The organism is Gulosibacter hominis (assembly GCF_904842695.1).
Taxonomy (GTDB): domain Bacteria; phylum Actinomycetota; class Actinomycetes; order Actinomycetales; family Microbacteriaceae; genus Gulosibacter; species Gulosibacter hominis.
Genome location: NZ_CAJGWQ010000017.1, coordinates 12,612 through 37,750 on the forward strand (window position 1 = coordinate 12,612; position 25,139 = coordinate 37,750).

Genomic DNA, 25,139 nt, shown 5'->3' on the forward strand with positions numbered 1-25,139 from the left:
TAAAAATGATTCAGCGGCTTTTTTCAATCGGATCGATACAAAACCCGCTTGAGCGGCCATAGGTATCGAGCACGATCTGCTCGCCATCGCGCATCCGCACAAAACAAAAACCGCGCTGACCATCGCGCAATTTGCACTCGCGAGGGCACAGATCACACTGCAGGCGGCCATCATCAACCGCATGCCACCAGCGGGCCGCTACTCGCTCCACTCGCGCACCTCATAGCGCTGCAACTCAATGCTCGGCGACCAAAAATGCTCGTCGAGCCGGGCCTTGCGTTTCAGACTGCGCAAAAACTGTGCCGGTTCGGGAAGCTGCTGCCACACCTGCGGAAGATAGGTGGCCCGGTGACGCCCCGACCGCAGAATCACCCCGTCGATACCGGGCCGCAGCGCCGCGATCGCCCCCGCCTCGGTGCCGCCGTACTCAATCGCAACCGGTGTCGTAAGCAGCGACACACTCACCGTCACCCGCTCGAGTTCAGCCGCGCGCAGTGGCGCAAACCGCGGGTCATTAAACGCTGCGGCCAGCGCATTTTCGATGACATCGTCACGGATGCTGCGATACGCCGAAAGCGTGCCAATACAACCGCGCAGCGCGCCATCAATTTCGAGGGTCACAAAAGTGGCACCCGGATGGTGCAGCGCATCATCACCACCGGGCCAATCGGTGTGCGCGCCGAGCTCGGACGCGATCGCGGCCCGCGCGAGCCGCACCAGTTCCTGTCCCTGTTCGTCAGTGAGTGCGTGCGTCATTCAGCATCCCCCTGCTGTGTCATTGAATCGGGTCGTGGTGCGGTAAAGGTCAGCGAGGCATATCCGACAACTCGGTCGTGATCACCATAGGACGTATCGCCTGAGTTCGCGGCCGCAACAAGCTCAGCCTGCCAGCCGGATGCGGCGGCGTGGTGCAGCAGGCCGTTCACTGGGCGCACCCCACACGCATCCCCGGGAAGCAGCTGCGCCTCACAGCGCAGCATCCGCTCGATAGTTTGCGCATCGCGCAGCCGGGCCTGTGCATAGTCGAGATAGTGCGATAGATCGCTCGATACGAGCACGAGCGCATCCGGCACCGCGGCAAGTGCCCGGCTGATCACCTGCGCGGCGAGCGCCGGCGTCACCTCGCTCACGGCAAGCGGCGCCACCGTGAGCGGCACCTCAGCCTTCGCGGCCAGCCGCTGTAAAAACGGCAGGTGCACTTCGAGCGAATGCTCCTGCGCGTGCACTCGCGGTGCCGGCACCACAGCCGGCAGCTCGCGCACCGCGGCCATTATCTCGGCATCCAGCGGCACCTCGCCCAGGGGAGTGGCGAACGCGGCCACTGCCGGGTCAGCAACACCCCGAATCGCCACCCGATGCGTGGGGCCAAGCAGCAGCACCCGAAGCGGCCCGGCAACCGGAATGCAGTTATACCCGGATGCGGCAATCGCCCCCGAAAACCGGTAGCCAGCGTGCGGGGCGATCAGCGCCCGCAAATTTGGCACGGTGGCCTGCGGGCGCTGTGTCAGCAGCTGATCGACCTGCGCGCGCAGCTCGCCCGGCTCGGCGGGATAAAACACTCCGGCGACGGCCGGCTGGCGCACGCTGCTCATACGACCAGAATGGCACCCGTGGCTGAGCGGCCGCGCAATGCCCTCACGCTGCGGCATAATGGGAGGGCTGAAAGGAGTCGAGATGGCCGATGCTGACGAGAAGTCGGCTGAGTTCGACGCTGAAGTCGATCGACTCGCAACCGAGGGCCTGATGATTGCCCGTTCGGTGTTGCGGATGCGCGTAAAAAACCGAATCATCGTCGAAGTGATGGGCAAAGATCAGCGGCTGCCGCGAAGCCACTACGACCAACTCGTGCTCGCCGAAATTGACCGGCTGGCCGAAGAAAGCGATGCGGCGGCTGAGCGGCTCACCGCCACCCGAAATCTCGTTCGCACCAAGGGCAGCCAGGCCTACCGCGGCAACCCCGCCGAAAACCTCGACCCCGCTTCGCTGCAATTGCGCAGCGAAGCTGAAACCGCGCTCGCGAAACTGCTGCGCGGCCAGCGCGACGACGAGCAATTCCGATCTGAAGTCGCCACCCAGGCACGGCAAGACGCAATGGATGAAATGTTCCGGGCCCGGATGCTGCAAGACACGGCAATTCCGCCGGAACAAGACGACCCGGTTGAACGCAAAAACCGGCTCATGGGGCTTGTTGATGACCTGCGTCGTGACGCCCACAAACACGAGCTGCGGCAGCGCCGCCGCGAACGCTGGGCTCGCCTCACCGCGCCGTTCAAATCGCTATTCGGCCGCGGCTAACGCGCAGCTCGATTGAGCGTGCTTAATAAACCGGTGCTTGTGGGGGGGCGGTGCCTAATAGACCGGTGCCTAATAGACCGGTGCTAATGGGTTGCCGGTGCGTGATAGACCGATGCGGGCAAAAATAACCACACGGAGAAATGAATGCGGTTTGTAAATAGGCCGTTAGAGCGAAATTCGCGCGTTGATTTCGAATTGTTGGTCAAATCGGCGTATTGTGCTGCCCGATTCACTATTGGCACCGATCGCGACGAAGCGATCGGTCGTAGTCGGGAGAAACCTCTATGTCTACTGCACCAGCATCCACCGCGCGTCGCGGCGGCCTTGCCGGATACCTTGACCGGCGCAATATCATCGCCCCAATGGGGTATAACCGGTGGCTCATCCCACCCGCAGCCCTCGCGGTACACCTCAGCATCGGCCAGGTTTACGCAACCAGCGTGTATAAAACCTCGCTCGCCGCACACTTCGGGGTGGGGCTCACCGAAATTGGTGTGATCTTCTCGATCGCCATCGTCATGCTCGGCGTCTCGGCGGCAGTGCTCGGCACCTGGGTCGACCGTAACGGCCCCCGTAAAGCCATGTTTTTTTCGATGTGCTTCTGGGTGACGGGCTTCCTCATCGGCGCACTCGGCATCGCCACGCAACAGCTGTGGCTGCTCTATTTTGGCTACGGGTTTATCGGCGGTATCGGTCTCGGGATCGGCTACATTTCACCGGTCTCGACCCTCATTAAGTGGTTCCCCGACCGGCCGGGCCTGGCAACCGGCCTCGCCATCATGGGATTCGGTGGCGGTGCGATGGTGGCGAGCCCCATCTCACGCCAGCTCATGAGCCTCTACGACCCGGCCTTCGACCCCAGCGATAAAGCCGCGGTGGTCAGCGGTTCGGCGGTGGCGCTGCTTTTTGTCACCCTCGCTGCCATCTACCTGGTGCTGATGCTCATCGGTGTCGCCAACATCCGTCTGCCGCACCCCGACTGGAAACCCGACGGCTGGACACCCGCGCCCGCCAAGAGCAACTCGATGATTACCGACAAATCGGTGTCGGCGAAAAACGCCATCCGCACCCCGCAATTCTGGCTGCTGTGGATCGTGCTGTTCACCAACATCACCGCCGGTATCGGCATCCTCGAGCAGGCCAGCCCCATGATCCAAGACTTCTTCCGCCAGCCCGATGGCACCTCGACCGTGGCCGCGGCAGCCGCCGCCGGTTTTGTGGGGCTGCTGTCGCTGTTCAACATGGCGGGCCGGTTCGTGTGGTCGTCAACCTCAGACAAGATCGGCCGTAAGCCGATCTACATGATCTATCTCGGTGTCGGGATGCTGATGTTCGCCGGCCTGGCGCTGCTCGGTCACACTTCGGTGGCACTGTTCGTGCTGTTCGCGGTGATTGCGCTGTCGTTCTACGGCGGCGGCTTTGCCACCATCCCCGCCTACTTGCGTGACATGTTTGGCACCTACCAGGTGGGCGCCATCCACGGCCGCCTGCTCACCGCCTGGTCGGCTGCCGGTGTGGCCGGGCCGCTGATCGTCAACGCGGTGCTCGACGCGCAGGGTAAGCCCGGCGAACTCGATGCCGGCGCCTACCGGGTTGCGCTGTTCATCATGATCGGTGTGCTCGCCGTCGGTTTTATCGCCAACCTGCTAGTGCGCGCGGTCGACTCACGCTTCCACGAACCCGAAGATGTCGTTAAGGCGCACCTCGACGAACTCAACGGCCGCAGCGAAATTGACCAGGTTGGTGACAAATCACTGCCGGGTGCCGGTCGCCTCGTGTTCTCGTGGCTGATCGTCAGCGGCATCCTCGCCTATGGTGTGATCCTCACCGCCATCACCGCGGCGCAGCTGTTCATCCACTAATCACTAGCCAGTCGGCAGCAAAAACCGTTCGGTTCCCTCCGCGGGCCGAACGGTTTTTTGCTGCCGCAATGGAAGAACGAGCGAGAATGGAAGAGCGAGCATGGCTGCACGGGCGCGGATGCACGAGAGCGGATGCGCGGGTGCGGATGTACTGGACCGAAGTGCGGGCGCGGATGTACTGGCCCGGGCGAACGAGCCCGGCCCACTACCAACTGGCCCGGCCCACTACCAGCCGGCCAGACTACCGGCCCGACTTTTTTGTGCCCCGCTGCGGTGGCGCCGTCAATGGATCTTCGGGCCAGGGATGCTTGCTATAGCGGCCGCGCAGCTCGGCCCGCACCTGCGGATACCCCTGCTGCCAAAACGACGCGAGATCCTCGGTGATCGCCACCGGACGCTGCGCCGGTGACAACAACTGCATCACCAGCGGCGCCCTGCCCCCAACCAGCCGAGGTGTGTCGAGCATCCCGAAACACTCCTGCAGCTTCACCGAACAGCGCGCCGGCGCATCCGCATCGCCCGCGTCGGGATATTCGATGTGGATTTTTGAGCCGGTGGGCACCTGCAAATATTCCGGCACTAAATCGGCGAGCCCGGCCGCCTCGGGCCAGGGCAGCAGCCGCTGCAGTGCCGGCACCAGATCGAGCGAGCGCAGCGAGGCGCCGTCAGCGACCCGCGCAAACTCGGGGCCGAGCCAGTCCGCATCCAGCTCGCGCAGCACCGCATCCGAAACATCCGGCCACGGCGCACCCAAATAGCGATGCACAAACGCCAAGCGGTTGCGCAATTGCCGGGCAGCCTCCGACCAGTGCAGCAGCTGCGGGCCCCGCCGCGCAAACTCATCACGCACACACGCCAGCACCTGATCGGGTGTGGGCGACACCGCCGTTTCGGCAAGCGTGATCGCGCCGAGCCGCTCATATTTGCGGGCGGTCACGCGGGCATCAACGAGCGCGGTTTCAGTGACGGTCGTGTGCATCGAGGCGGCCACCTCAAGCGCGAGCTGCCTGGTGATGGGCACCGCGGCGCGAATCTGCGCACCCGAACCATCCACGGCATGACCGCGAGCCACATCGGTGGCCACCAGCCACTGCTGACCCATCAGCGCGGACTCACGGTGCAGCTGCGCGCCGGTGCCGCCGGCAAACAGATACGAACCATCGCCGCCGCGGGCGCAGGCGATGCGTTCGGGATGCGCGGCCGCCGCCACGAACGCCAGCGCCTGCTCTGCCGAGAGGTCAGTCGCTTCCGCGGTACTCGTGACACCACCGAGCAGCCGCTGCAGGCGGTCGCGTTCGCGGCGCCACTGGCGGGCGGCCGGATCATCACCGTTTCGCAGCTGCTGATGAAGCGCCGCGAGATCACCGCGCGGTGCGCGCTGGGTTGATTGCAGGGTGGCAACACATCCGGCGGCCGCAGCCGGTCCGATGCGCGGCGCGGCATCGATGAGCGCGCGGGCGAGGCGAGGATGCGTCGGGAAACGAGCAAGCTGTTCGCCGCGGTCGGTAATCGTCACCGTGCCGTCAGCGGCAATCGCGACCGCATCCAGCAGCTGCAGCGTCTGCTGCGCTCGGCGCAGGGCATCGGGCGCGGGATGGTCGGGGAGCGCAAGATCGCGCGCAAACGGATCACCCCACAGCGCCAGCAGCAGCGCCGTTTCGGTGAGATCGACGGTGGCGATTTCGGGTTTGCGCGCGGCCGCAAAACTGGCCCACTGTGCCTCACTCACGCAGCGATACACGTCACCCGGCCCCACCCGCGCGGCACGTCCGGCACGCTGCCGACCCGAATCCTGCGATACCGATACGGTCACGAGTCCCGAGATGCCGCGGGCAAGATCAAGTCGCGGTTCACGCGCAAGGCACGAGTCGACCACGATGCGAATATCGGGGACCGTGAGTGACGATTCGGCAACCGCGGTGGCGACAACCGCGCGCGGTGCACCGTCTGGTGCGGGCCGCAGTGCCGCATCCTGTTCGGCGGCCGAGAGCGAACCGGTGAGCGAGATCGCCTCGACTCCGTCGGCACGCAAACATGTCACCACCCGCTCGACCTCGCGGTGGCCGGGCAAAAACACCAGCGCCGAATGTTCGGGATGCACGGCCATCGCTTCGCGCGTGGTTGCGGCAACATGGTCGAGAAACTCGCGGCGCACACCGCGTTCATCCAGCCGGTGGCCGGCGAACGGCATCCAGTGTTCGGTGAGCGGATGCAGTTCCATCGGCACCGAAAGCACGGGTGCATTGCCGAGCAGTGTCGCCCACTGTGCCGCGTCGAGGGTTGCCGACATCGCCACCACGGCGAGATCGTCACGCAGCTGCGCAATTTGCTGACTGAACGCGAACGCGAGGTCGGCATCGATGCTGCGCTCGTGCACCTCGTCGAGCACTACGGCCGACACCCCGGGAAGGTCGGGGCTGTGCAGCAGCCGCCGCACGAGCACACCGGCGGTTACGAATTCGACGCGCGTGTGCCGCGACACTTTGCTGTCGTCTCGCACCGTGTAGCCCACCAAATCGCCCAGGGCCGTGCCGGTGAGGGATGCGAGACGCCTCGCCGCGGCCCGCGCCGCCACTCGGCGGGGCTGGGCGACAACCACGCGGCCGGTGCTGAGGTTGGCGAGCACCGGCGGCACCACCGTGGTTTTACCCGAGCCCGGGGGAGAGGTGATCACTGCCGCGCGATGTTCGGTGATCGCCGAACGCAGCGGCGCCGCTAGCGCGAGCGCCGGTAGGTCGCGGCCGATGGCATCGACGTCAAAACTGGTCAAATGAGCACAATCCTCGAGCGGGAGATCGAATGCTCCCAACCATATCGGGCTGCCGGCAGCGGCGATTGGCGCCTGTGCGATAGCCGCGATGGCAGGTGAGCTGACTCATTCAACCTGGAGGCGACTGGAACCATCCGGATTGCGTTCGACCACGAGCTTCGCCGGGATGCGCTGGTGCATTGCCTCGACATGGCTGATCACGCCGATAGTGCGCCCGCTCTGCCGCAGCTGGTCGAGGCTGCGCATCGCCACCTCGAGCGTTTCGCTATCGAGCGAGCCGAAACCCTCGTCAATGAACAGCGTGTCGAGTGAGATGCCGCCAGCCTGCGCCGAAACCACCTCGGCGAGACCGAGCGCGAGCGCCAGCGACACGAGAAACGTTTCGCCACCCGAAAGCGATTGCGGTTTTCGCAGCTCGCCGTTGTAGCTGTCAAATACGGCGATACCGAGCCCCGACTGGCGTCCATGCGCCTCGATCGACTCATCCACCTCGAGCTGGTAGCGGCCGGACGACAGCTGGGTGAGATGCGCGTTGGCTGCCTGAATGATTTCTTCGAGCCAGCTCGCGAGCACAAACACCTCAATATTTTGTTTGCGGGCGTTGGCACCCCGCAGCGTGTCGGCAAAACGCGACAAAGCTTCGGCTCGCGCGCCCTCTTCGCCGAGGCGTGCCATAAGCTCGCGCGAATGCTCGGCCTGTTCGGCAGCCCGGCGCTGCTCAGAGGCAACCGACCCGGCGAGCTGGTTGAGCTCGGTGAGCCGGTTGGCACTGGCCTGGGCCACGGCTGCCGGGGTGTCACTGTCAACGGGCGTGTCGGGGAGCGTGGCAAAACGCTCGTCGGCGAGTTTGGCGCGCACCTCGGCGACAGCCTCGCGATGCTGGTGAACCTCCTCACGCAACTCGGCCACTTTGGATGCCGGCAGCGCAGCTGCCGCGAGCCGGTCACGATCGGCAAACGGCGAGCTGGCGAGGCGCTCATCGAGTTGCCGGGTGGCCGCCTCGAGCTGCTGCCTGGTGTTGCGCACGGCGCTATTTGATTGCAGCAGCGAGTCGGTGGCCGTTATGAGTGCCGCAATAATCTTGATGCGCCGGGCGATGGTCGGTTGCCCGGCTCGCAATCGGGTGACCTCGCTGCGCATCTGTTGGCACGCCTCGGCCGCGTTGTCAGACGAGCTGCGTGCCCGAACGAGCGCTGCTTCGGCATCGCGAAGATGCTGCGCATCGGCTTCGATTTCACGTTTGAGGGTCTCGATCTGCTCGGAGCATTTTTGGAGCGCTGCATCCGCCTCGCGGGCCGCCGTGAGCTCGGCGCGGGCGGTGGTGAGCGTGGCGGTGGCCGCATCGAGGGAGGTGCCGCCCGATTTTTGGCGCAGGGCGTCGCGTTCTCGCTCGTGCGTCTGTACTTCATCGTGTGCGGCACTGACGCGGTCGTGAGCCAGCTGTGAGCGCTCGCGTGCCGCAGCCAGCTCGGTATCGCTTACCGGCTGCTGCTGCGCATCGCCGGGGTGCGCCGGGTTTGGGTGGTCAGTGGCGCCGCAAACCGCGCAGGCTTCGCCGGGAGCCAGCTGCGAGGCCAGTTCGATCGCGGCATTGCGATAGCGGCGCTCGGCGAGCTCACGTTCGTGCTGATTGGCGTGCTCGCGCTCGGAAAGCGCGCTGCGATAGGCGGCCGCTGCCTGTTCACACCGCGTTTCGGCGGCTGGCAGTTCGCGTGCCGCGGCACAGACCCGCTCTGCCTGCTCCACCGCATCGGTGCGAGCTGCAACAAGCGCGGCGAGTCCGGTGAACTCAGTGTGTTTGGCCTGCTGTTCGGCGAGTTTTGCCGGGCGTTCGGCTGCTTCACGCTGCACTCGGTCAAGCTGCTCTGCGAGCGAGTCGACAAGTTCGTTGGCCTCTCGCTGGCGCTGCTCGAGCTGCTCGAGTTCTATTTCAGCATCGGCGCGCTCGCGCAGCACTCCCAAAAATTCGCGCGCGTGCTCAAGCTCCCGGGTGTGCTCGGCCACGAGCTCTTCGGAAAGCGCGCCAGACTCGTCGGTGTCGGCTGTCTGCCGACCGATAGCAAGCTCGGTGTCGGTGCCAACATCTGCCAGGCGGATGCGAGCGGCCTTGAGCTCGGCCGCAGCTTCGGCAACTGCCGTGCCGGCCCGTTTTTCGCCTTCAAGATAGGGCAGTAGCGGTGCTGCCGTCTCAGCCGCGGCGATTTTGGGGACGACCTGATCTTCGATGTGCTGTGACTGCTGCTGCAGCGCATCGCGCTCTCGTTGCAGCTGGGCACGCAGCTGCTGCAATTGACGCTGCTCTTTTGCTTTCGCGGCACGCTGTGCATCCGCATTGGCGGCCGCTTCAGCATGATCGCGGGCATCCCGCACCCGCGCCTGCGCCGCCGCAATTTCGGCCAGGGCAGCCGCAATCAGCTGTTCCGGTGAGGGTGCCGCGGCGCCATCGTCCACGGTCGTGCCATCGTCGCTCGCAGCCGCATCAGCAGAGACCGAATCAGCAGCGACCGAATCAGCCGAGACTCCTTCAGCCGCAGCGCAAACACTGCCGCGCAGCCGCTCAATTTCAGCCACGGCCACCTCAAGAGCGCTGCGAGTCTCGTCGACGTTGACGCGAGCCGCATCGGCGCGAGATTTCACCGCATCCATCAGATCGCGGTAAAGATACGTGCGAAAAAGCTTCCGCAGCACCTCCTGGCGCTCGCCAGTTTTGGCGTCGAGAAATTTCATGAAGGCGTTTTGCGCCAGCAGCACCACCTGCAAAAACTCGTCGGCGCGCAGCGGAAACACCTCCGCAAATTCCTGCGCCACCTGCTTCGCCCTGGTGGCGATCGTGTGCCATTGGTCACCCTCGCGGCGTTCAAACGCGAGTTTGCCGGCAACTGTGCGCATCCCGTCACCCGATTTTTTTGGCACCTGATAGGCGAGTGATCGGCTCATCCGGTAGTACACACCGCCGTGCTCAAATTCGACCGTCACCCGCGTGGGATCGGTTGGACCGCAAAAATTACTGCGGATCTGTTCGCCGGTGCCGGTGTCGTCATAGCGCGGAGTGTTGCCATACAGGGCGTACATGATGGCATCCAGCACACTCGATTTGCCCGCGCCCGTGGGCCCCGCGATGAGGAAGAGTCCGTCATCGTCAAAGCGGGTGAAATCGACGAATTGTTCGCTGCGGTAGGGGCCAAAACCCGCAACCTTCAGGTTCAACACCTTCATCGCTCGGCCTCCTGCTTGCGGATTTCGTTTAATAAATCGGTCAGCACTTCGTTTTCAAACCGAGTCAGCCCCTGCGCCTCACGAACGTGTTTGAGAAACGCATCCGCGTGCTGTTCAGGCGAGGTGGCACGAGGCAACGTGCGGCGAGCCTGTTGAGTGGTGCTTCGCTGCACATACTCAAGATGCACGGCGTGCGGGAAGCGCTGTCGCAGGCGGCGCATCGCATCAACCGGCCGATCGGTGTCGGTGAGCCGCGCACTCACCCAGCTCTCGGTATGAGCGGCAAACTCTGCGTCGGTTTCGAGCTCTTGTAGCGTGCCAGTGAGCTCAACCAACGGCCGTGGCACCGGCAATTCGAGCCACTGGCAGGCAATATCGCCAGCGCCTTCGTCAGCACCACCTTCGCCGGCACCGCCGAGATCGATGAGCCACGAACCGCGGGGCTGATTCGCCTCCCCAAATGAATAGTGCAGTGGCGCCCCCGAATATCGCACCCGCTCACTCAGCCTTGACCGGCTGTGAATATGACCGAGCGCCACATAACTGACACCCTCAAACAGCTCCAGCGGCACCACATCGATACCGCCCGCGCTCAGATCGCGTTCAATATCGTCAGCCACCCCGGTATCGGGCACCCCGGCCGCAAAACAGTGGGCGAGCACCACGACGCGACCGTCGAACTCGGCCATCGACTCGCGCACCAATCCCATTGCCCAAGCGATCGCATCGCGCTGCGAACCGATCTGGTCACCGTCGGCATAGGAGCGCACAATCGCCGGCTCAAGATAGGGGATGCCATAAAAACGAACCGGGCCGGATGCATCCTGCAGCTCAATAAACTCGGCCGGTCGAGACGGATCGGCAAAAATATGGATGCCCGACTCGCCCAGCCAGCGCGCCAGATAACCGAGCCGGGCAGCCGAATCGTGGTTACCGGCAGTGACCAGCACTCGTGCACCATCATCAACAAATTCGGCGAGCCGAGCATCAAAAAATTGCAGCGCCTTGGCCGAGGGGACGGCCGAATCAAAAATATCGCCCGAGATGCACACCACCTCGACGCCGTGCTCGCGCACCTGTTCGTGAAGACGGTCGAGCGCCAGTGCCAGGTTGTCGAGCACCGGTTCGCCGTGAAAGGTGCGTCCGATATGCCAGTCGGAAGTGTGGAGGATGCGCATATCGCAACCGTAGCGCGAGCCTCCGACTATTCTTCGGTCACAAAATCAATCAGCTCTTCAACACGGCCAATTACCGCCGGCTCAAGATCGTGCCAATTGCGCACCTGACCAAGGATGTGCTGCCACGCGCGAGCAATATCAGCCTGGTCTTCGTGCGGCCAGCCAAGGGCCGCACAAATACCGTGTTTCCACGACTGCCCGCGCGGGATAACCGGCCACTCGTTCAAACCGAGCCGCTCGGGGCGAAGTGCCTGCCACACATCCACATAGGGATGCCCGACAACTCGCACCGCATCGGTGCCGAACCGCTGCATGATGTGCGCCGCGATCCGCGACTCTTTTGAACCGTGTACCAGGTGATCAAGCAGCACCCCGGCCCGGCGATGTCGCGACGGCTGGAATTCGCGCAGCACCTCCTCGAGATGATCGGCACCCTCGAGATAGATGACCGCCACACCCTCGACGCGGAGGTCGTGGCCCCACACCTTTTCGACGAGTTCGGCATCGTGGCGCCCCTCGACGAAGATGCGCCCGGCCCGCGCCACCCGCGCCGGTGCATCCTTGACATACACCGAACCAGAAGCGCTGCGGGCGGGAGCGGTCGGCTGCGGGCGGGTGAAGTCGAGCTGCACGGCGTTGCCGTCGTCGTCCAAAAAAATCGTGTCGCGCGGAAACCGGCGGGCGGCGCCGTCGGCATCGCGCAGCTCTACCTGGTTGCGGTCGGCGCGCACGAGCTCGCCATAGAACTCGGTGACGGTGTCTTCGAGCCAAAGCCCACGTCGTGCCGGCAACTTTTGTGGCTCGCGTGGCACCCGTGCCGCACGCATGCGAGCGACCGGGTCGTCGTCGTACCGATCATCGAACATAGGGCGAGCGTAAGGTGGGCGAGCAGGTTTGTTGCAGCGCAGCGCCGAGAAGAGCCTGAAAACCTCCCCGGTACCGGGCAGATCATCAGTTTTTGGATGCGCCGCTTGCGATAAACTGGATGCTCACATTTAGCAGGAGGAACGAATGGCAACCATGGATGGTCGCGGCGAGGGGCTGCTCCCAGACGCCCCGGACAACGCGCAGGCGTCTGCAGCGGCGGATCATTCGTCAACCATGTCATTTACCGGCGACTTCAGTGCGCAGCTCGCGGCGCTCATCGCCGGCGGTGTTTCAAAAGAAGAGATGGACTCGATCAGCGCTCTGCCCTCGGGATCGGCGCTGCTCATTGTTCGTCGCGGGAACAACATCGGTGCCCGCTACCTGCTTGACACCGATCTGCAAATCGCCGGCCGTCACCCCAATGCTGAAATCTTCCTCGACGATGTGACCGTGTCGCGTCGTCACGCCGAGTTCACCCGGCAGGGCACAACGTTCCAGCTGCGCGATCTCGGCTCGCTGAACGGCACCTACTACAACGGCGAGCGCATCAACCAGGTTGCGCTCTCGAACGGTAGCGAGGTGCAGATCGGCAAGTACCGGCTGACTTTCTACGCTTCGCCGATCGACGTCAACACCCCGGCCGCGCCCGAGCTATGAGTGGCAGCAGCGCCGCCCGCCGGACGCGTCCGGCAGCTTCGCTTTCGATTGGGCAAGTGCAGCTCAGATTGGGAGCGGAATTCCCCGACCTCACGCCCTCAAAGCTGCGGTTTCTTGAGGAGCAGGGGCTGCTGAATCCCGACCGCACGCCGGCTGGCTATCGCAAGTTCACCGAGCGTGATGTCGAACGGGTGCGCACAATCCTGCAGCTGCAGCGCGACCACTATTTGCCGCTGCGCGTTATCGGGGAGTATCTCGAGGCGCTCGACCGTGGTGAACAGCCGAAGCTTCCCGGAGCAGAAGCTGCCGCACCATCCCGAAGCATCCTGCTGGGAGACGAACTGGTGTCGCGCCACCAACTGTTGACCCAGTCGGGAGCCAGCCGCGAGCTGCTCGATCAGGCGCTGCAGGCGCAGCTGCTGCCGCGGCAGCAGCACTACACACAGGCCCACGTGCAGCTTTTGGCGACGCTGGTGCTGCTTGAACGGCGGGGGATTGAGCCGCGTCACCTGCGGGCTTTCCGCAACTCGGTGCAGCACGAACTCGGGCTGATCGAGCAGGTGGTCTCATCGCTGGGACGTCGTAACGACGCTGCCTCGCGAAAGCGCGCTGAGGCGGTGGCAACCGAGGTTGCCGAACAGCTGGCGTGTGTGCGTCGTGGGCTCATCCAGCAGGGAGTTGCCGACTCTGGCCTCTAGTGGGCTGGCTCTCTAGTGAGTTGGCCTCTCGTTGATTGGCGCCGCGGCGTTGCGACAGCGGCCTCGGTAACAATCGGATTACGGTCTCAAGTATTGCTTGAAGCTTGCGGCGCGTCGCCGCTGAAGTGAACAGAATGCTGAAACCATCACACCGATGTGATTTTGCTCCTCGAAGTTGGCGGTGGCGTCACCTACACTGAGAATCGGGCGAGTCGCACTCGTGTGTGCCGAATCGGCGCATCCACAACTCACCCACACCACACGTCGCGTAGAAAGGTGGCAACATGAGCGCACGTGAGCACGCTCCCAACACGGAGTCGCGCGCTGAACTGCTGTTCACCGATGGCCTTCCCGATCTCGACCCCAATATCGGCTACCGCGGCGCTGTGGCCGCACGAGTGGCCGGCATCACTTACCGTCAGCTCGACTACTGGGCTCGCACCGAACTGGTCGAACCCTCGATCCAAACCGCCGCGGGCTCAGGCTCGCAGCGTCTGTACTCATTCCGCGACATCCTGGTACTGCGCCTGGTGAAGCGCCTGCTCGAAACCGGTATTTCACTGCAGCAGATCCGGGTCGCGGTCGAGCAGCTGCATGAAGCTGGCATTAACGACCTCGCTCAGATCACGCTGCTTTCAGACGGCGCGAGCGTCTACCTGTGCACCAAAGAAGACGAAATCATCGACCTCGTGCGTCGCGGGCAGGGCGTATTCGGCATCTTCCTCGGCCAGGTTGTGCGCGAGGTTGAAGACAACCTCGTCGATGTCGACAGCGACGAGCTGCATCCGCACGATGAACTTGCCGCGCGCCGCCGTAAGCACCGCGCCAGCTAGTCGCATTGGAAGCATCCTCGACAGCCAGCGAAACCGCCGGCGAAAACGAATTTGACCTCATCATCATCGGTGCGGGGTCGGGGAACACCATTCCCGATGAACGATTTGCCGATCTAAAAATCGCCATCATCGACGATGGCGAACACTTTGGTGGCACCTGCCTCAACGTCGGCTGCATCCCCACCAAGATGTTTGTGCGCCCCGCAGAAATTGTTCACGGAGCACGCAGCGCGCAGCATCTCGGCGTCACCGCGCCCGATGTGCGCGCCAACTGGGCGGCGGTACGCGACCGCATCTTCACGCGCATCGACGCAATATCCAACTCGGGTGAGGAATATCGGCGCAGCGGCGAACCAAACATTCAGCTCGTCCGAGAACGCGTGCGGTTTGTTTCCGACCACGAACTCGAAACCGACTCGGGACGCCGGCTGCGAGCCGAACGCATCATCATCGCGGCCGGGTCGCGCAGCGTCGAACTCGACCCGCTCCCGTGGTCGCAGCGGGTGATTACCAACGCCGAGGCTCTGCGCCTCGAACAGCTGCCGCAGCACATCACGGTGATCGGCGGCGGCGCAATCGGCTGTGAATTTGCGAATATTTTCCACGGCTTCGGAGCCAAAACAGTGCAGTTGGTGCGCTCGATGCCGCTGAAATCGGTCGACAGCGAAGTGGCGGCCACGTTCGCGCAGGTGGCCGATTGGGACCTGCACACCGGCACCGAAGTGACCGCCGCGCACGAAACCGAAGCCGGCGTCGAATTGACGCTGAGCGACGGCTCGCAAATGATTACCGACCTCGTGCTGGTGGCAGCCGGCCGCATCCCCAATAGCGACCGTCTCGAGGCGACCGCCGCCGGATTCGACCTGCACGAGGATGGCCGCATCGTCGTGGATGACTACCAGCGGGTGCTTCGCGATGGCGAACCGGTGCCCGGAGTGTGGGCGCTCGGCGATATCAGCTCACCGCACCAGCTCAAACACGTCGCCAACGAAGAGGCACGAGTGGTTGCGCACAATGTCGCCGCCGAGCTCAGCGGTGAAAAGCTGCGCCGCAATACGCTCGGGCCGGTGCCGACAGCGGTGTTTTCGAACCCCGAAGTCGCCTCAATTGGCGAATCATTGTCGCAGGCGCTGGCGCGCGGCGCGGATGCATTCGCGGTGCGGCACGACTACGGCGCCACCGCCTGGGGATGGGCACTCGAAGACGAAACGAGTTTTTGTAAGCTCGTCGTCGACCGCGAAAATGGCAAGCTGCTCGGCGCACAGATCATCGGCCCCGATGCGGCGATTTTGCTGCAGCCGCTCATCCAAGCCGCAAGTCAGGGGCAGAACGTGCGTGGGCTGGCACGGCAACAGTATTGGCCGCATCCGGCAGCCACCGAAATTATTGAAAACGCCCTGCTGCGCGCCGAAGCACAACTGGCCGCTCACTGAGCCGCGCGCCGCACAACCCAGCGAAAGGCCGCACAACCCAGTGAAAGGAAAACGTGACCGTTCGGCAAATTCGCCACTACGGCGATCCGGTACTGCGCACCCCCGCCGACCCGATTGGCGAAATCACCGATCAGGTGCGGGCACTCATCCAAGACCTACTCGACACCACCGATATGGACGGGCGGGCGGGAGTTGCCGCACCTCAAATCGGTGTTGGACTGCGCGCATTCAGCTGGCATATCGACGGCAAACTCGGTTACATCATCAACCCCGAAATCGTCGAGCTCGGGGGAGAGCCCAGCGAAATTGACGAGGGTTGCCTGTCGGTTCCGGGACTGTGGTTTCCCACTCGGCGCTATCCCTACGCAAAAGTGCGCGGTATCGACCTCGACGGTAACGAGGTCGTGCTCGAGGGTGAAGGGCTGATGGCGCAGATGCTGCAACACGAGTGCGACCACCTCGACGGCACCGTGTACGTCGACACGCTGGCAAAAGAGCACCGCCGCGAAGCGCTGCGACAGATCCGCGCCGCCGACTGGTTCTAGCAGCGAAGCGCCGGGACTGGTTCTGGCGGCGAAGCGCGGGGATTGGTTCTAGCGGCGATGCGGTTCTGGCGGCGAAGCGCCGGGCACGGCGCTTCGCTCACCAGCAATCCCAGCTCACCAACAATTACAGCCCACCAACAAGGTTGGCGGCGCAGTTCCCTCGAGACCGGGCAGAACCTAGCGCGAGCTCGAACTTTCGGGATCGTGCGCGCGCTCAACACCCTCGTAGATGCGGTCAATCACATCGGCGTACTGCTTCAGCACCACGTGCCGACGAATCGAAAGTTTCGCCGTCATCGTGCCCTCGTCAATTGAAAACACGTGATCGAGAATTTCGAACTTGCGGATCGACTCGGCGCGCGATACCTGCCGGTTCGCGCGGTCAATAACTTCCTGTACGTGCTCACGCACGCGCGGGTGACGGGATGCATCCGCGAGCGACATTTTTGGGTCGAGTCCGTTGACCTCGAGCCATGACACGAGCATTTCGTGATCGAGGGTGATGATTGCCGAAACAAACGGCTGCGCATCGCCCACCACCACACATTCGCCCACGAGCACATCGGCACGAATCGGGTCTTCGAGCACTGCCGGTGCCACGTTTTTACCACCGGCCGTGATGATGAGGTCTTTTTTGCGGCCGGTGACAGTCAGGTAGCCATCGGCATCAAGCTGGCCGATATCACCGGTGCGGAACCAGCCGTCTTCGGTGAATGCATCCGCATTTGCCTCGGGGTTGCGCCAGTATTCGCGAAAAGCATTGATGCCGCGGGCGAGAATCTCACCATCATCGTCGATGCGTACCGAACAACCCGGCAGGGGCGGGCCCACCGTGCCGATTTTGAAACTGTCGGCGAGGTTGACCGACACCGGCGCCGTGGTTTCGGTGAGGCCATAGCCTTCGAGCACCTGCACTCCGAGCGCGCGATAGAAGTGCCCGAGAAAAAGCCCCAGCGGAGCCGACCCCGACACCGCGTGCTCGACCTTGCCGCCGAGCGTTTTGCGCAGCTTCGCAAAAACGAGCTTGTCAAAAATTCGATACTGCAGCCGTAGCCCGAGCGGTACCCGGCCGGCATCGAGCGCCTTCGAATAGGCGACCCCGACACGCACAGCGCGGTTGAAAATGCCTCGCTTACCACCGGCCGCCGCGGTCTGTGCCGCAGAGTTGTAGACCTTTTCAAAAACCCGCGGCACCGCCAATAGGAAGGTGGGCTGAAACGAACCGAGCGCGGGAACGAGCCGCTTGGTATCAGACTGGTGTCCAACCCGGATGCCCTCACTCACACACATCACCGAAATAAACCGGGCAAACACGTGGGCGAGCGTAATAAACAGCAGTGTCGACGCACCGGGCTTGTTGACCATCACCGACAGTGCCTTGGCGGCGTTATTGCTGAGATCCACGAAATTGCTGTGCGTCAAGATGACGGCCTTGGGTTTGCCGGTCGAACCTGAGGTGTAGATGAGCGTGGCTTCGTCGTCGGCCACCCGGCTCAGACCGGTCGAGCGCACCTGCTCGTCAGTGACACCGTCGCCCGCCTGCCGCAGCTCGTCCATCCCGCCATCATGCAGCTGCCAGAGTTTCCGGACGCGGTCGGGGAGTGGCGCATCGTGCTCGGTAATCTTTTCGGCATGCTCGGGAAGCTGCGTGATTACCGCGATCGCCTCGGAGTGATCGATGATCCAATTAATTCGCTCCGGAGAGTCGGTCTCATACACCGGCACCATCACCGCACCGGCCGCCCACAGCGCATAGTCAATAAGCGACCATTGATAGCTCGTGGAGCCGATAAATGCCACCCGCTCACCGGGGCGGATGCCCGAGCCAATCAGCCCTCGGGCAACCTCGTGCACCTCATCAAGGAATTGCCGGGCCGAAACATTCTGCCAACCATCGCCGTCGGGCACCGAAAAAAGCGGCGCATCGGGCGTGAGTTTGACTCGATTGAGCAGCAGCGAATACGTGGAGCTGGCGGGATCGTGCTCGGCAACAGCCGGAGTGTGAAATTCGCGCTCATGCTGAACGACGGCGTTGTCGGTCATCGTGGCGGCCTTTCTCGTGTGAGGGATGCGCGGCGAGGCACCTCTCACGCGGGTTGCGCGCGGTTCGCGGCCTCGTCGCCGGGATAAAACAAACAATACCGGGTTCGTTGCGGATGCTCGTGATCGGCACCCGGAGGCGGTACCCCCACCTGGTTGCGCAGCCGACGCGGCGAATGAGCGGCCTGGATGCGCGTGGGTTCGGGCGGCACGGATGCGCGGCCAGGTATGATGACTCACGCCCGCAAGACCATATGGAGTGTTCGCCAATGCCAATGATGTATTCGCTGCTCAAGCACGTCTTCGTCGGCCCAACCGTGAAACGACTGTTTCCGCAGGACATCGTTGGTCTCGAGAACATTCCGAAAAAGGGCCCGGTGGTTTTCGCTTCGAATCACCTCTCGGTGATCGACTCGATTCTGATGCCGCTCGTGGTGAAACGCCAGGTGTACTTTCTCGCTAAAGCCGAATATTTTCGCGGCAAGGGCGTAAAGGGCTGCATGACGAAGTGGTTTATGACGTCGGTCGGGCAGCTGCCGATCGACCGTTCGGGCGGGCAGGCCTCGCAGAGTTCACTCGACACCGGAGTCGAAGTGCTGAACTCGGGACGCTGGCTCGGTATCTATCCCGAAGGCACCCGCAGCCCCGACGGCCGGCTTTACCGTGGCCGTACGGGAATTGCGCGGATGCTGCTCGCGGCAGATGAATCGGTACCGGTGATCCCGGTAGTGATGGTGGGCACCGACAAAATCATGCCCATCGGCGCCAAGCGCCCCGTCCGGGGTCGCACCGGCATTATTTTCGGGGAACCGCTCGATTTCAGTCGATATCGCACTATGCCAGCCGACCGCTTCGTGCTTCGCGCTATCACCGACGAAATTATGAGCGAAATTGCCCAGCTGAGCGACCAAGAGTATGCCGATGTGTACGCATCCACGCTGCGCAAAAAGCTTGACGCACAGCGCGCGACGGCCGCCGAATCGTAACCGGCCGCATCCGCACGCAATCAAATCCCGATAGGCTGCAAGATCCCAGGCCGGATTTTTGGCAGCACCACCTCGACTCCAATATGAATGCAAACAGGATGATGAACGACACTCAATTGACGCAGCCGCAGCTTGGCGACCACGGCCTCGACAACTGGCGCGAGCTTCCGATTCGGCAGCAGCCCAGCTGGCCCGACCGCGCCCAGGCCGATAAGGTACTGGCCGATATCGCCACCCGGCCGCCGCTGGTATTCGCCGGCGAGGTCGACCGGCTGCGCACCCGGCTGGCCGCCGCAGCGCGCGGTGAGGCCTTCGTTCTGCAGGGCGGCGACTGCGCCGAAACATTCGCCGCGGCAACCGCCGACAAAATTCGCGCGCGGGTGTCGACGGTGTTGCAGATGGCACTCGTGCTCACCTACGGCGCCTCGATGCCGGTGGTAAAACTCGGTCGGATGGCTGGTCAGTTCGCGAAGCCCCGCTCGAAAGATGTCGAAACCCGCGAGGGCGTGACGCTGCCCGCTTACCGCGGCGATATCGTCAACGACTTCGCCTTCACCGAACAGGCCCGCACCCCCAACCCGCAGCGGATGCTCGAGGGCTACCACATCTCGGCCTCGACGCTGAACCTGGTGCGCGCCTTCACCACCGGCGGCTACGCCGATCTTCGTGCTGTGCACTCGTGGAACCATGATTTCCGCTCAAACCCCAAAAACTCGCGCTATGAGGTCATGGCCTGCGAAATCGACCGGGCTCTGCAATTCATGGCCGCCACCGGCGCCGACTTCGACGCCCTGCGCGAGGTGGAGTTTTACATCGGCCACGAGGGGCTGCTGCTCGAATACGAGCGCGCACTCACCCGGGTCGACTCGCGCACCGGCACCCCGTACGACACCTCGGCCCACTTCATCTGGATCGGCGAACGCACGCGCGGCCTTGACGAAGCGCACGTCGACTTCTTCTCGCGAGTGCGCAACCCGATCGGCGTGAAGCTTGGCCCCACCACCGAACCCGACACCGTGTTGCGCCTACTCGACAAGCTCGACCCCGAGCGCGAACCCGGTCGACTCACCTTTATCACCCGCATGGGCGCGACGAAGATCCGCGAAACACTGCCGGGGCTGCTCAGCGCGATTAAGGCAGAGGGCTCGACGCCGCTGTGGATCACCGACCCCATGCACGGCAACGGCTTCACCACCGAGCGCGGCTTCAAGACCCGTCGCTTCGACGATGTCATGGAAGAGGTGCGTGGCTTTTTCGACGCCCACGCCGAAGCCGGCACGCATCCGGGTGGTATCCACATCGAGCTCACCGGCGACGACGTTACCGAATGCCTCGGCGGCACCGACCAGATCGACGAGGCCACGCTCGAAACGCACTACGAGAGCCTGTGCGACCCGCGTCTGAACCACCGCCAATCGCTCGAACTGGCCTTCCTGGTCGCCGAGCTGCTGCAAAACCGCGGCGCGGCAAACTAGCGGGTCGACGCGCAAATACACAGTGTGGCCGGGTGCCTTTGAACCGAGTTCGAGGCATCCGGCCACAGATCTATCTGCACACCGACGAGCCGGGATGCGCTAGAGCTTAACCTCGGTGGTCAACTCAACCGTGCTACCGCGCTCGATCTTTTCGCCGGCCGGTGGATTGGATGAGACAACCCTGGCGCTATCGATAAATAGCTCGGGCACGCGATGCGACACCTTAAATCCGGCATCCTCGAGCTTTTTAATCGCGTTTTTTAGCTTTTCGCCCTCAACCTTGGGTACCTCGACAAGATCGGGGCCCTTGGAAACCACCAGATTGATCGTGTCGCCGGCAACGACCGGGTCGGTGGTGGACGACTGCGAGATCACCACACCCTCGGGCACATCCGACGAAAAGGGTCGGTCAACAACATTGCCCTTGAGCCCGACGGCATCGAGTGTGGCCATCGCATCAGCCTCGCTCTGACCGGCAACTTCGGGTACCTTGCCCTCTGAAACCACCAGTCGAATAGTTGACTGCTCGGCCATTTCTTGGGGGAGTGGGGCACCGTCTTCGGTGGTTCCGGAGATCACATGGTCGTCGGGCACGCTGGCCGAGAACTCACGCCGCTCATCCGCATCCTGGTAGACAAACCCGGCATTTTCGATGGCGGCAATAGCCTCATCACGGCTGAGCCCGGCGAGCGCCGGCACGGTCAGGATGCTCGGCCCATCAGAAATCACAATTGAAATTGCTGACTTAGGCGCCAAACTCAAGCCGCTTTCGGGATCGGAGCGCAGCACCTGACCCGCCGGTGTATCGAGCGAGTTTTCGTGCTGCACCTCACCGAGCACAAAACCCGAGCTGCTGATCTGCTGCCGTGCATCCGCCTCAGACATTCCGGTCAGGTCGGGAGTGATCAGGTACGAACCGGGCCCGTACCCCTGCCACCAGCCGATGACCCCTGCGAACGCCATCAAAAGCACGACAACCGAGGCGGTTACCTGCCCTGAACGGCGTTTTTGGCGATTGATACGTTCGAGTCGTGCCGCCGTGGCCGGGAGCCCCGCCGAGGCGCGCAGCAGCGGTTCGGCCACCGCAGCCATCGGGTCAGCGTTGATCGCCCCGGTGGGTTGGTTCACGCTGTGCCACGGCTGGTCATGATCGTCTGCGGTGGCAAGCAACCGAGTTGCTTCGCCCGAGTCGGAAGGCAGCGTGGGTGAGTCTGGCGGCACCGGCGCGCCACCGCCGGCCGCAATATCGCGCTCGGCCTGACGCAGCGCCGCCAGCATCGCTCCGGCATCTGTCGGCCGATCATCGGGATTGCGTTCAGTGGCCCACAGCACCAGATCGTCGAGCACCCGGGGGATGCCGGGCTGTTTTTCGCTGGGTGGTGGCACATCGTCATTGGCGTGCCGAAACGCAATATTGACCGGTTCATCGCCGCGGTAGGGCTGCTCGCCAACCAGCAGCTCATACATCATGATCCCCGCCGAATAGACATCACTGCGCACATCGGCCGAACCCTTGGTGACCAGCTCGGGCGCCAGATAGGCGATCGTGCCGAGCAACACCGAGCCCGTGGCCGTATTTGAGGTGGCCGCGCGCGCGAGTCCAAAGTCGGAGAGCTTAATGCGGCCATCATCAGCCAGCAGTACGTTCTCGGGCTTGATATCGCGATGCACGATGCCCTGTCGGTGCGCCACCTGCAGCCCCGCCAGGAGTGCATCCATAATGTCGATGGTCTGCTCGACCGTGAGCCGGTGGTGGTCGTGCAGCAGGTCGCGCAGCGTGATACCGGGCACGTATTCCATCACCATATAGGCGAGGTCACCATCCTCACCCTGGTCGTACACATTGACCAGATTGGGATGCGCCAGGCGGGCCGCCGCTCGTGCCTCGCGAATGAAGCGGTCACGGAAAGCTTCATCCGCGGCCAGATGGTCGTGCATGATTTTGATTGCCACTCGCCGATCGAGGCGAAGATCGGTGGCAACATACACTGTGGCCATACCGCCGCGGGCGATAAGCGAACGCACGCGATAGCGGTCGTCGATGAGACGACCAATGACCGTATCGGGGTTCGCTGCGTTCACGTTGGGCAGAGTATCGGGATCACGCAACGAACACCGGGTGAAACTCCGTAGATACCCCGCGTGGCTCGATAATCTGCAACCATAGAAGGGTGTCAGAACACTTTTCGTCACGCGAGTGGCTCACGTTTACACAGGTGTGCGAGCTACTTGGCGTTTCAAAGAACAAGCTCCGTCGATTGCTCGAAGACCGGTACCTGCTCGCGGCACAGGTTGATAGTGAGCCCCGCATCCCGGCAGATTTTTTTAAGAACGGTGAACCGCTTCCGGGGCTTCGCGGCACACTCACCCTGCTGGCCGATATGGGGCTCGAGGGTGAAGAAGCCATGAACTGGATGCTGAGTGAAGATAGTGCGCTCGGCGAGGCGCCGGTTGCGGCGCTGCAGCGCGGGCACAAAACTAGCGTGCGTAAATCGGCGCAGCTGCTGGCGTTTTAGTCGGCCGCTGGCAAGCGGTTCGTTGGCGCGGGGCCGCGCTGCCTGGGTCGTGCTGAGTTAGGCCTGTACCTAGGCGTTCCGCACTGCGGCTCGTTCGGCAAGCTCGCCAAGCAGGGCGCGCACCTGCTCATTCGGGGCAGCCTTGTCGATGGCGCTGAGCGCTTCTTCGAGCCACCCCTGGATACGCGCTTCAACCGCCGCCAGCGCGCCGCTATCGAGCAGCAGCTGTTGCATCTTTTCGACGTCGGCTTCGGTCAGCTCGGGATTGCCGAGGTGGCGCACAAAATATTCGCGATCATCGCCATCAGCGCGGCGTTCAAACTCTGCCACTAGCAGGGTGCGCTTGCCCTCGCGCAGATCGTCGCCGGCGGGCTTGCCGGTGACCTGGCTATCGCCGAACACTCCCAGCACATCGTCGCGCAGCTGAAATGCGAGCCCGAGGGGGAGACCGTAGGCGCGAATGGCTGCGACCGTGTCGTCATCGCCACCGGCCAGCAGGGCGCCGAGCACGAGCGGCGACTCAACCGAGTAGCGTGCCGATTTGGAAGTGGCGATGGCAATTGCCCGTTCAGCGTGCTCGGCCACCGGAACGGTGTGCCAGTTCAGCTCGGCAAGCACATCGAGATACTGGCCGGCGGTCACCTCGGTGCGCATCCGCGCATATTCGTGGCGCACCCGACGTGCCGAGCGCTCATCAATGTGGGCGCAGGCGCTCAGCAGCAGATCATCACTCCACATCAGCAGCAGATCGCCAATCAAAATTGCTGCCGAGGTGCCGAAGTGTTCGGCTTCGCCAGCAAACGAGCTCTCGCGGTGCAGCTGCTCGAACACCCGGTGCGTTGCGGGCTTCCCGCGGCGGGTGTCAGAGCGGTCGAGCACATCATCGTGCACGAGCGCTGCGGCGTGAAACAGTTCGAGGCCGGCTGCGGCATCGACGATGGCCGTATAGAGATCGGCGGGTACCGTCTGTCCCACGGCCTGAGCGGCACCGGCGGCAACGAATCGGGCTCGGGCACGCTTACCACCCTCGGTGAACGAGCTGATCTGGTTAAACACCGGAGCGAGGTCGTCGCCAAGGGGGAGGAACTCGTCGCGCTTGGCAGAGACGACCGCCGCAATACGATCGTTAACGGCATGTACAAGGGCATCAGCAGACAGCGGCATACTTTCAGGCACACACCTACTTTACAAAGTCATCTCGGCCTACAATGGGCAGTCAGACAGCGGTGAATCCGTAAGCTGCAAACGCGAGGTAATGATGGCACTTTCTGAACAGGAACAGCGGCTGCTCGATGAGATGGAGCGCAGTCTCTACCAGGGAGACGCCGACTTCATGTCGACCGCGCCGTCGGGGCAGGGCGGAATTTCAGCTCGGTCTATCACTATCGCGGTGCTTGCAGTGGCCGTTGGCCTGGGCATTGTGGTCACCGGGCTGGCCATTAACCAGCCGCTCATTGGACTGCTCGGATTCATCGTCACCGTCGCAGGTATTGCCTGGGCGCTGCGCGGTAACGGTTCGGCCAGCGGTGCGGCCGCCGACTCAGCCCCGCGCAAGCAGACCTCGAGTGCACAGCGACCAAAACAGTCTGACTATATGTCGCGTCTTGAAGAGCGCTGGGATGAGCGCCGCCGCGGCGACCTCTAGCTGTTGTGGGCCATGACGTTGTGGCCACCGGAGTGTGGGTAGAAGGAACGGGCCTCTGACCGGCACGATGGGTGGTGTCGAAAACATCCGTCGTCCGAAAGGAGACCCGTTCCATGACCCACC

At 63.3% G+C, this 25,139-nt stretch carries 21 protein-coding genes; 11 read left to right on the forward strand and 10 right to left on the reverse strand.

Annotated elements, in window-relative coordinates; translation table 11 throughout:
- Window positions 1–10 precede the first annotated feature (10 nt).
- The 3 genes from JMV54_RS09390 to amrB are packed head-to-tail and all read right to left on the reverse strand — an operon-like array spanning window position 11 to window position 1,592.
- The gene (locus JMV54_RS09390) at window positions 11–211 is read right to left on the reverse strand and encodes a hypothetical protein (RefSeq protein WP_201518659.1); all 201 of its coding nucleotides are present in this window, start codon (window positions 209–211) and stop codon (window positions 11–13) included.
- Complete coding sequence (amrA, locus tag JMV54_RS09395) at window positions 199–756, reverse strand: AmmeMemoRadiSam system protein A (protein ID WP_201518660.1); 558 nt, start codon at window positions 754–756, stop codon at window positions 199–201. Before amrA ends, JMV54_RS09390 begins: the two co-directional genes overlap by 13 nt.
- Window positions 753–1,592 carry an AmmeMemoRadiSam system protein B gene (gene amrB / locus JMV54_RS09400; protein WP_201518661.1) on the reverse strand — a complete coding sequence of 280 codons (840 nt, stop codon included), beginning with the start codon at window positions 1,590–1,592 and terminating at the stop codon, window positions 753–755. The genes amrA and amrB overlap by 4 nt, the downstream gene beginning before the upstream one ends.
- Window positions 1,593–1,674: 82 nt before the next feature.
- Here amrB and JMV54_RS09405 point away from each other — a divergent pair, with 82 nt between their 5' ends.
- Window positions 1,675–2,295 (forward strand): hypothetical protein, encoded by a 621-nt coding sequence (locus JMV54_RS09405; protein ID WP_201518662.1) that lies wholly within the window; start codon window positions 1,675–1,677, stop codon window positions 2,293–2,295.
- Window positions 2,296–2,579: 284 nt separating this feature from the next.
- Window positions 2,580–4,157 carry an OFA family MFS transporter gene (locus tag JMV54_RS09410; RefSeq protein WP_201518663.1) on the forward strand — a complete coding sequence of 526 codons (1,578 nt, stop codon included), beginning with the start codon at window positions 2,580–2,582 and terminating at the stop codon, window positions 4,155–4,157.
- 241 nt (window positions 4,158–4,398) lie between these two features.
- Here the strand turns inward: JMV54_RS09410 and hrpB are convergent, their stop codons facing one another.
- The 4 genes from hrpB to JMV54_RS09430 all read right to left on the reverse strand — a co-directional run bounded on the left by hrpB (window position 4,399) and on the right by JMV54_RS09430 (window position 12,187).
- Complete coding sequence (hrpB, locus tag JMV54_RS09415; RefSeq protein ID WP_201518664.1) at window positions 4,399–6,927, reverse strand: ATP-dependent helicase HrpB; 2,529 nt, start codon at window positions 6,925–6,927, stop codon at window positions 4,399–4,401.
- A gap of 105 nt (window positions 6,928–7,032) precedes the next feature.
- Window positions 7,033–10,143 (reverse strand): AAA family ATPase, encoded by a 3,111-nt coding sequence (locus tag JMV54_RS09420; protein ID WP_201518665.1) that lies wholly within the window; start codon window positions 10,141–10,143, stop codon window positions 7,033–7,035.
- Window positions 10,140–11,321, reverse strand: a complete 1,182-nt coding sequence (locus tag JMV54_RS09425) for an exonuclease SbcCD subunit D (protein WP_201518666.1) — start codon at window positions 11,319–11,321, stop codon at window positions 10,140–10,142. Before JMV54_RS09425 ends, JMV54_RS09420 begins: the two co-directional genes overlap by 4 nt.
- Before the next feature lie 26 nt (window positions 11,322–11,347).
- On the reverse strand, window positions 11,348–12,187 hold the full coding sequence (locus JMV54_RS09430) for a DUF3097 family protein (protein WP_201518667.1): 840 nt from the start codon (window positions 12,185–12,187) through the stop codon (window positions 11,348–11,350).
- Between the two features lie 145 nt (window positions 12,188–12,332).
- On the opposite strand from JMV54_RS09430, the gene JMV54_RS09435 reads away from it, so the two are divergent.
- The 5 genes from JMV54_RS09435 to def all read left to right on the forward strand — a co-directional run bounded on the left by JMV54_RS09435 (window position 12,333) and on the right by def (window position 16,354).
- Window positions 12,333–12,845, forward strand: coding sequence for an FHA domain-containing protein (locus JMV54_RS09435; RefSeq protein WP_414146386.1), 513 nt, complete (start codon window positions 12,333–12,335; stop codon window positions 12,843–12,845).
- Window positions 12,842–13,543: a transcriptional regulator FtsR gene (ftsR, locus tag JMV54_RS09440; RefSeq protein WP_201518668.1), complete on the forward strand. Its 702-nt coding sequence runs from the start codon at window positions 12,842–12,844 to the stop codon at window positions 13,541–13,543. The genes JMV54_RS09435 and ftsR overlap by 4 nt, the downstream gene beginning before the upstream one ends.
- A gap of 284 nt (window positions 13,544–13,827) precedes the next feature.
- A complete protein-coding gene (locus tag JMV54_RS09445; RefSeq protein WP_201518669.1) occupies window positions 13,828–14,376 on the forward strand; it encodes a MerR family transcriptional regulator in 549 nt (182 codons plus the stop codon).
- A 5-nt stretch (window positions 14,377–14,381) separates the two neighbouring features.
- A complete protein-coding gene (locus JMV54_RS09450; protein ID WP_201518670.1) occupies window positions 14,382–15,809 on the forward strand; it encodes a mycothione reductase in 1,428 nt (475 codons plus the stop codon).
- Window positions 15,810–15,862: 53 nt separating this feature from the next.
- Complete coding sequence (gene def, locus JMV54_RS09455; RefSeq protein ID WP_201518671.1) at window positions 15,863–16,354, forward strand: peptide deformylase; 492 nt, start codon at window positions 15,863–15,865, stop codon at window positions 16,352–16,354.
- 177 nt (window positions 16,355–16,531) lie between these two features.
- Here def and JMV54_RS09460 read toward each other — a convergent pair whose 3' ends face one another.
- Window positions 16,532–18,397: an AMP-dependent synthetase/ligase gene (locus JMV54_RS09460; RefSeq protein ID WP_201518672.1), complete on the reverse strand. Its 1,866-nt coding sequence runs from the start codon at window positions 18,395–18,397 to the stop codon at window positions 16,532–16,534.
- Between the two features lie 272 nt (window positions 18,398–18,669).
- On the opposite strand from JMV54_RS09460, the gene JMV54_RS09465 reads away from it, so the two are divergent.
- A complete protein-coding gene (locus tag JMV54_RS09465) occupies window positions 18,670–19,380 on the forward strand; it encodes a lysophospholipid acyltransferase family protein (RefSeq protein ID WP_201518679.1) in 711 nt (236 codons plus the stop codon).
- Window positions 19,381–19,478: 98 nt separating this feature from the next.
- On the forward strand, window positions 19,479–20,855 hold the full coding sequence (locus tag JMV54_RS09470; protein WP_201518673.1) for a class II 3-deoxy-7-phosphoheptulonate synthase: 1,377 nt from the start codon (window positions 19,479–19,481) through the stop codon (window positions 20,853–20,855).
- A 99-nt stretch (window positions 20,856–20,954) separates the two neighbouring features.
- Here the strand turns inward: JMV54_RS09470 and pknB are convergent, their stop codons facing one another.
- Window positions 20,955–22,937: a Stk1 family PASTA domain-containing Ser/Thr kinase gene (gene pknB, locus JMV54_RS09475; protein ID WP_201518674.1), complete on the reverse strand. Its 1,983-nt coding sequence runs from the start codon at window positions 22,935–22,937 to the stop codon at window positions 20,955–20,957.
- 89 nt (window positions 22,938–23,026) lie between these two features.
- Between pknB and JMV54_RS09480 the strand changes: the two genes are divergently transcribed.
- A complete protein-coding gene (locus JMV54_RS09480) occupies window positions 23,027–23,371 on the forward strand; it encodes an Rv2175c family DNA-binding protein (RefSeq protein WP_201518675.1) in 345 nt (114 codons plus the stop codon).
- Window positions 23,372–23,440: 69 nt separating this feature from the next.
- Here the strand turns inward: JMV54_RS09480 and JMV54_RS09485 are convergent, their stop codons facing one another.
- Window positions 23,441–24,547 (reverse strand): polyprenyl synthetase family protein, encoded by a 1,107-nt coding sequence (locus JMV54_RS09485; RefSeq protein ID WP_201518676.1) that lies wholly within the window; start codon window positions 24,545–24,547, stop codon window positions 23,441–23,443.
- A gap of 79 nt (window positions 24,548–24,626) precedes the next feature.
- Here JMV54_RS09485 and JMV54_RS09490 point away from each other — a divergent pair, with 79 nt between their 5' ends.
- Window positions 24,627–25,016, forward strand: coding sequence for a DUF3040 domain-containing protein (locus JMV54_RS09490; RefSeq protein ID WP_201518677.1), 390 nt, complete (start codon window positions 24,627–24,629; stop codon window positions 25,014–25,016).
- The last annotated feature ends 123 nt before the right edge of the window (window positions 25,017–25,139 follow it).